This is a genomic window from Streptomyces sp. NPDC050636, assembly GCF_040654775.1.
Classification (GTDB): Bacteria; Actinomycetota; Actinomycetes; order Streptomycetales; family Streptomycetaceae; genus Streptomyces.
Map to the genome: position 1 here is coordinate 1 of NZ_JBFAIP010000177.1, position 7,081 is coordinate 7,081.

General features: G+C 65.4%; 6 protein-coding genes and 1 pseudogene. 4 read left to right on the plus strand and 3 right to left on the minus strand.

The genetic code is table 11. The features are described 5' to 3' along the window. The first annotated feature begins 27 nt into the window (after positions 1-27). Together AB0I10_RS39620 and AB0I10_RS39625 are read left to right on the plus strand one after the other, a co-directional pair. A complete protein-coding gene (locus tag AB0I10_RS39620; RefSeq protein ID WP_363157607.1) occupies positions 28-762 on the plus strand; it encodes a hypothetical protein in 735 nt (244 codons plus the stop codon). 842 nt (positions 763-1,604) lie between these two features. Continuing rightward, positions 1,605-1,790, plus strand: a complete 186-nt coding sequence (locus AB0I10_RS39625) for a hypothetical protein (RefSeq protein ID WP_363157602.1) — start codon at positions 1,605-1,607, stop codon at positions 1,788-1,790. Between the two features lie 627 nt (positions 1,791-2,417). Here the strand turns inward: AB0I10_RS39625 and AB0I10_RS39630 are convergent. Next, positions 2,418-2,867: a phage tail protein gene (locus AB0I10_RS39630; RefSeq protein WP_363157603.1), complete on the minus strand. Its 450-nt coding sequence runs from the start codon at positions 2,865-2,867 to the stop codon at positions 2,418-2,420. Positions 2,868-3,130: 263 nt separating this feature from the next. Here AB0I10_RS39630 and AB0I10_RS39635 point away from each other — a divergent pair. Further along, positions 3,131-4,011 (plus strand): IS5 family transposase gene (locus AB0I10_RS39635; protein ID WP_363157604.1). Its coding sequence is split into 2 segments (ribosomal slippage): positions 3,131-3,503 and positions 3,503-4,011, totalling 882 coding nucleotides; the frame shifts between segments, so codons are not numbered across the junction. A gap of 15 nt (positions 4,012-4,026) precedes the next feature. On the opposite strand, the pseudogene AB0I10_RS39640 reads toward AB0I10_RS39635, so the two are convergent. Next, positions 4,027-4,496, minus strand: a pseudogene (locus tag AB0I10_RS39640) (DinB family protein). Positions 4,497-4,572: 76 nt separating this feature from the next. Continuing rightward, complete coding sequence (locus AB0I10_RS39645) at positions 4,573-5,508, minus strand: right-handed parallel beta-helix repeat-containing protein (protein WP_363157605.1); 936 nt, start codon at positions 5,506-5,508, stop codon at positions 4,573-4,575. A gap of 436 nt (positions 5,509-5,944) precedes the next feature. Between AB0I10_RS39645 and AB0I10_RS39650 the strand changes: the two genes are divergently transcribed. Further along, positions 5,945-7,081: IS701 family transposase (locus AB0I10_RS39650; protein WP_363157606.1), on the plus strand; the 1,137-nt coding region annotated here is incomplete at its 3' end.

The window sequence follows — 7,081 nt, forward strand, 5'->3', positions numbered from 1 at the left end:
TCGAGGGAATCGACTCCCTTCTCGCTGGTGACTGCTGAAGGGGACACCCTCGACAAGAAGGCGACTGAGTTCGCCGACCAGCTGACTGCATTGACGCGGGGAGTCCTCGGCGAGGACTCCCCGCGGTTTTCGGCTTTGAACGTGGGAAACCGAATTCGCGTGGCCCCTCTGGCGTCCGATCTCCGTATCGTACGTTTCCCTGTTCGGATCAACGCGGAGCGGTGCCTTAACCTCCTCGTCCAACACTTTTGCTGCTGGGATGGCACGCGAAAGTACTTGGCAGTCGACAAGACCGAGATTCATGTCTTCTACGACGGCGGCTCTGACCCGCTCATGCGCTACGAGTACGAGCGGGGCGGGGAGAACCCGCCTGGCGCTCACCTGCATGTCCATGCTCATCGCGACGAGATGGCATACGTCCTTCGCCTCGCGGATCGCAAGGGCCGGCCGAGAACCGGCATGCGCTCGGGCAAGCTGCCGCGGCTCGCAGAGATGCAATTCTCTGTTGGCGGGCACCGCATGCGCCCAGCTCTAGAGGACGTACTACTGCTTCTGGAACGGGAGTTTGCGGTCGATGTGGAGCCGGGTTGGAGGGGCGTCGTGAACGAACAACAACGGGAATGGCGGCTACTCCAGATGAAATCGGCCGTGCGTGACGCGCATGAGCATGCAGCGGAGACGTTGCGGGAGATCGGATATGTCGTTGAGCGGACAGACAACGTGATGGCACAGAAGCCAGACTCTCGGCTCTACCGGCCGTAGCCGGACAGGCAGGCCACCATCCTGCATGGTCAAGACCTGGACAATCCGTCCGGGTCTTGCTGCGCCCGTCTGGGTCGGCGTCGCGACCGAGCGGATCGAGCAGGCGCTTGCTCTCGACGCGTCTTTCCGGCCCTCGGAGAGCCTGTGCATACGGCGGGCCAGGCAAGCAAATTCGTCCGCGATGTCTCGACGAGTGCCCGGTAAAGGATCTATCGACAGGAGCAACTCACCCCGGGTGAGGGCGTGGTCCGCCAGCAAAGCTTGGAACCGTCCACCACGACGCTGACACCAGCTGTCCGGGCCGGTCCCCTCCGTGAGCATCTGGTCCATCCTCTCCATGGCCAGAGCATGCTGGTCGTACCGGTTGCGATGCGGGGCCCCGTTTCCCGGAGTGGCGCCGCCGATGCTGACTTTGTGCTGACTTGCTGACCTCGAAATACCCTCTGACCTGCAACGATGCCTTGCCGCGCCTCTTCGGTTTCCATTGGTACCGGGATTGGGGCGACGTTGCGGGTGTAGCGGGTTGGCCAGCATCTTTGCAGCTCAGAGGTGGTGCAGGGCGGATTGGTGCATGTGCATGTGTCGCCACCTGTCACCACCTCTGACAGGGTGCATGCTGACTCCATGCTGACTTTGCTGACGATGTGTCATGAATGACTGATGGGCCATCACGTGATGTTCGTGGCGCGGCGTGGATTGGGGAGTGGATAGCCGTGGACGCCGATCTGCTGTACAGGTGAGATTTTCAGCAGTCGAGCCGCTTTTAACGTCCTTCATGTTCGCGGTGATGGCCTGCTGGGACACCTCGGCGCAGGTAGACCTCGGCGAGGAGGCGGATATTCGTGCGTGAACGCCCCCGCGGACAGGGGAGGCGCCATTTCGTTTACGCCGGTCAGCCGGTGCTGGTCCACCAGGGGAATGTGGCAGCGGCCGAACCTGTGCTGGCCGAATGGGGCCGCGCCGTCCTCAAGCCGCGTTACGGCTACTTCCGCCAGGGGGTGCTCCTCGTCGAGGAGGAAACCGCCTGATCGCCGAGATCAGTGCAGTCCTCTACGACGCCGTCGCGTTCCACAAACACCGTGCCGAAGGCGAGATCCACAACATGTACGCCTCCGCGGGCGCCGAGTCACGCGAAAGTGCCTACCGCTCCTACCGCGAGGCGCTATGGGCCATGGACGCCCAGTGGGCTCGGTCCGGCTCACGTCGCCGTGCCGTCAACTTCGCGCGCTTGGGTGGGGGACCAGGCCACCCCTTGATGTGCAGATATCGATTCGTGGAAGACGACCTGATGGTCGACAAACCGGAGACCATCAAGGTAACGACCGAGGCACGGCGGAACACCAAACTCTGGTATCGCGTCGACTCAAACACCACCACACCCGTCGACAAGGAGCGGTATACAGCCGTCATGGAGCAGGCGAACCGGGTCCTATTCCCGGGGATGGCTGAGCTGCTCAAGCGTCCCGATCAGGGCAAGTGCCCAGAATGCCGTCGCCCGACCTCCTACGGAGCCCAGGTTTCCGGAGAATTCGGCGGCGTAGAACTCTGTCCGAATGCCGAGCCTGTTGGCGCAGATACCTCGATGCGTTCCGATATTCCGCACCCGCAGCGCACCGGGTTTGACCTCGGCGAGGCCGACTGGCGCGCCGCAGCGGTCACCCGGCCCCCTGATCCAGCTCAAAGCTCTCCACCGCCAACACCAACTCCTCCACGGCGACCTCGGTGGCAGTGCCGCTGACCGAAGGTGCCGAGTATTGCTTGGGCCAGCCGTTGGTGAACTTCCACCGCAACGCCGGTTTGCCGGCCTCGTCGTTGAGCACGATGTGGCCGCTGCGGCGAATCACATTGCCCTCCAACACGGCCCGCCGCCAATCCCACAGCTCGCGGTTGGTGGTGAAGCCACGCTTGAGCGTGATGTCACCGAACTTCTTCAACCCTGGGAGCTTGACGACCGAAAAGTCCATGTTGCCCTCGCGGTACTCAATCACGTCTTGCTCGGCGTTGACCCCGCTGCACTCGGAGAAACTGTGTGAGCCGGCCAACCCGTCGATGTCTAGAGTGAAATTGAACGCGGCGAATGGATCAATCCGCTGTCCGGTTGCCATAGCCGTTCCTCCTCCGTACCTGGCCGGCGCAGCCGGCGACCTCGCCAGTCCTTACCCAAAACCGCAGATAATTCAACCCAACAGGGCGTACTGGCACCATCCAGCCCTAGGCAGAATGAACCGCTCGTAGGTGATCGCTGCGGTCGCGCAGGGTCTTCATTCCGTCCACGCCACGGGGTTGAGGGCTGATCGGACTAGGTCGTGTCCGACGAATCGTCAGTAGATCTTGGAACGGCGCCCTGTTCTTGATCGTTCAGGCGGATATGGGACGTGGTGATCTGAGCAAGGCGGAGTGGGCGCGACTGGAGCCGTACCTGCCGACGAACGGCAAGCGTGGTGGGCAGTGGAAGAGCCACCGCAAAGTGGTCAACGGGATCTACTTCCGGGAGCGGACAGGGGTGCCGTGGCGCGACCTACCTGCGCGTTTCGGGAAGTGGAAGACCGTCCACGACCGTCATCGGCGCTGGTCGGCGGACGGCACCTGGGACCGAATACTTTCGGCGGTCCAGGCCGATGCGGACGCCGAGGGGCGGCTGGACTGGAGCCAGACCGGTGTGGATTCCACCTCCTGCCGCGCTCACCAGCACGCCGCCGGCGCCCGCAAGGCCGCGCCCGCCAACGGTCCAAAAAAGGGGTGCCAGCCCAGCACCGTGAGGACGAGGGACTCGGGCGTTCACGCGGCGGCCTGACCAGCAAAATCCACCTCGCCTGCGAGGGCGGACTCCGCCCGCTGGCCCTGCTCGTCACGCCGGGCCAGACCCATGACGGCACCGTCTTCGAGGCCGTCGTCGAGCGGATCCGTGTGCCCCGTCAGGGCGGCGGGCACCCCCGCACCCGACCCGACGCGATCAGCGCGGACAAGGCGTACTCCTCCCGCCGCATACGCTCCTACCTGCGACGACGTCAGATCCCGCACGCCATCCCAGAGAAGAAGGACCAGGCCCGGCACCGCCTGGCGCGTGGCTCCGCCGGTGGCCGCCCGCCCGGCTTCGACCGCGCCGCGTACAAACGCAGGAACGAAGTCGAGCGCACCATCAATGCCCTCAAGGCATTCCGGGCCGTAGCCACGCGGTTCGACAAGCGGGCGTATGTCTTTCACGGCACTGTGACTGTCGCCGTGATCTGGCTATGGCTCCGGAGATAATTCACCAGCCATGCCTCAAGCCCCCGTGACACCGTCGATGCGCTCCTGGAGCAGATCCGCGTGGCCGTTGTGGCGCGTGTACTCCTCGATCATGTGGATCAGGATCCAGCGCAAGGAAACTTCCTGGTCCCCGACGTGCCCCGCCTCCTGCTCCGAGAGCTTGCCGGAGTCGTCCAGCGAAGAGGCGGTGATCAGATCACGCCCCGTGCGACTTCCGCGCGCCAGGTGGTCAGCGCCTCGTCGATACTGCGGCCCGGGGCGAGCCCGAAACCATCGCCCTTGCCCTCCTCGTACACCAGGGGCACGTCAAGACCGGCAAAAACCCGCTGGAACCAGTTGCGTTCGACCTCCGCCATATGCTGGACCAGGCCCAACAGTGTCATCGGCGACGGGGCCGCCGAGGCCAGGCGCAACTGACGTTCGTCTTGCCGATCCCGGCCTGCCGATCTACCCGGATGGCGGCCTTCCGCGTCCTGTCTGGACACAAGGGAGCCGGGCCGCCCGCGGGGGGGCGGTCCGGCCGGTTCTCTTACCTGTTGGTGAGGGCTGGTGGTTGTGTGGTCAGCCGGTGCAGCTGGGGACTGCGGGGGAGCTGCCGGTGCAGTTATTGGGGGTGTTGCCGGAGATCGGGGAGGTGGTGACCGTCATCGTGCCGCCCACGCGGTAGACGCCGCCGGCATTGAGGGTGGCTTGGTTGGTGCTGACCGGGGTGCTGGTCAGGGTGGTCGCGGTGGAGTTGATGGCGGCGATGCCGCCGCCCTGCAACCCGGAGTTGGTTCCGTTGACGAAGCTGCTGGTGGTCGTCAGCGTGCTTCGAAGGCCGTTGTAGATGCCGCCGCCCCGGCCAATGGCAGTGTTGTTGGACACGATGCTGCCGGTGAACGTCGCCGTTGCCCCGGTGGCGGGGGCGCTGATGTCGGTGTTGGACAGGCCGCCGCCTTTGCCCGCGGCGGTGTTGCCGGTGAGGGCGCTGTTGGTGAGGGTCACCGTGCCGTGGTTGAGGATGCCGCCGCCGTCAGTTCCGGCGAGGCCGTTGCTGAGGGTGATGTTCCCCTTGAGGGTGAAGTTGCCGGTGGAGGCGACCTTGGCGATGCGGAAGGGGAGGGTACCCACGGCTGTTGAGCGGGTGATGATGTTGTTGTTGCCGGACAGGGTGATGGCGGTGGTGATGATCGGCAGTCCGTCCGGCCCGTCGGTGTCGCTGCCGTGGGACGTGGTGAGGGTGTACGTACAGTCCTTTGTCAGGACCACGGTGCCCCCGCCGGCGGAGTTGGCGGTGTTGATGGCGTTGATCAGCGCCGTCTCGTTGCATGCCACGGCCGCCTGTGCGGTGGTCGGGGCGAAGACGGTCATTGCCGCGGCCAGGGCGAAGGCCCCGGCAAGGACCGGTACGGTGCGGATGCGCCGGATGACGCCACCGTCGGGGGTGCGGCGGGCTGTCCTGATTCCCAGCCTCTGTGCGATCCTGCTGCGCCGGATCGTGTGCAGAACTCTCATGCCCGTATCTCCAGTCGCTGAGTGCCCATCAGTCCGGGCGGCATGAGTATGCGTCAGGAGGCATGTCAAGTGCGCCCCCGAGCGGGGGCGTACAGACGGAGCCCTGAGCGCGCTGATGCGAGCGAGGGCGGTCGCTCCTTGGGATGTGGGACGGTGGAGCCCTGTGGGTCGTGACTTCCGAACCGTTTTCTGAATCGACCAGCTGGCACTGCGATCACAGTTGTGGGTATGCCGGTTGTGCCCTGACCGGTCTCGGGACGCTGCGAAGGGTGAGACGCGGGTGCCGGTGAGTGGTCTGCCGGTGAGCCAGGCGTAGAGGCGAGTTAGGGGCTGTCCGGCGGGTCGTGGGTGATTCACCGGACAGCCCCTAGTAGGGCTTGGTCAGGTTCACTCGGCAGTGGCGTGTCTGCTTGATCGGTGGTGTCGTTGATCGAGTGTGATGGGTGGGGAGTTGGCCGTGGTCCGGTGTGATCTGGAGGACTTCGCGGCGGAGATGTTCGAGCCGTTCGCGCGTGCGGATCAGCGTCGGTGGGGTGGGGTCTATCTGCGGGGGCTGTTGCTGGATGGACACCGCAAGTCGGTGGAGCCGATGGCCGCCCGCCTGGGCGAGGACGGCAACCGGCAGGCCTTGGCCCACTTCATCACCTCCAGTCCGTGGGATGCGGCCCATGTGCGGGCCCGTCTGGCGTGGCGGATGCAGCAGGTCGTCAACCCGACGGCGCTGATCATTGACGACACCGGGTTCCTCAAGGACGGGGACGCGTCCGCGTGCGTGACCAGGCAGTACACCGGCACGGCGGGCAAGGTCACCAACTGCCAGGCCGGGGTATCACTGCATCTGGCGTCCGACGGGGCCTCGGCGGCGGTGAATTGGCGTCTGTTCCTGCCCGAGAGCTGGGATCACGCTTCGCCGAAGGCCGATCCGGTCAAGGTGTCCCGACGCGAGAAGTGCGGCATCCCTGCAGAGGTGGGCCATGTCGAGAAGTGGCAGCTGGCCCTGGACATGATCGATGAGACGCGGTCCTGGGGCATCGAGGTCCCCCTGGCCATCGCCGACGGAGGCTACGGGGATACTGCCGCATTCCGGCTCGGCTTGGAGGACCGCGATCTCCACTACGTGGTGGGTATCTCGACCACGACCACCGCCCAGCCTGAGCAGGCACGGCCGTGCACCCCGGCCTACAGCGGCCGCGGCCGACCGCCCGTGCCTGCCTACCCTGAGGCGGCCCAGACCGTGAAGCAGCTGGTCATCGCAGCCGGCAAACGCACCGCACGGCCAGTGCAGTGGAGGCAGGGCTCACGACCCGGCACCGGCCGCAGTGGCCTGAAGCGCATGTACTCCCGCTTCGTGGCCCTGCGGATCAGGCCCGCCGGACGCGAGATCCGCAAAGCCGTGGCCGGCGCCGAGCTGCCGGCGTGCTGGCTGCTGGCCGAATGGCCCGCCACCGAGGACGAACCCATGCAGTTCTGGCTGTCCAACCTGCCCGAGAACACCCCGCTGGCCACCCTCGTCCGAAACACGAAACTCAGGTGGCGCATCGAGAACGACTACCGCGAGATGAAACAGGCCCTG

Bases quoted from the DNA above. Each gene is read 5' to 3' on its own strand.
- AB0I10_RS39645 (WP_363157605.1), bottom strand. From the start codon at position 5,508: ATGAGAGTTCTGCACACGATCCGGCGCAGCAGGATCGCACAGAGGCTG.
- AB0I10_RS39630 (WP_363157603.1), bottom strand. From the start codon at position 2,867: ATGGCAACCGGACAGCGGATTGATCCATTCGCCGCGTTCAATTTCACT.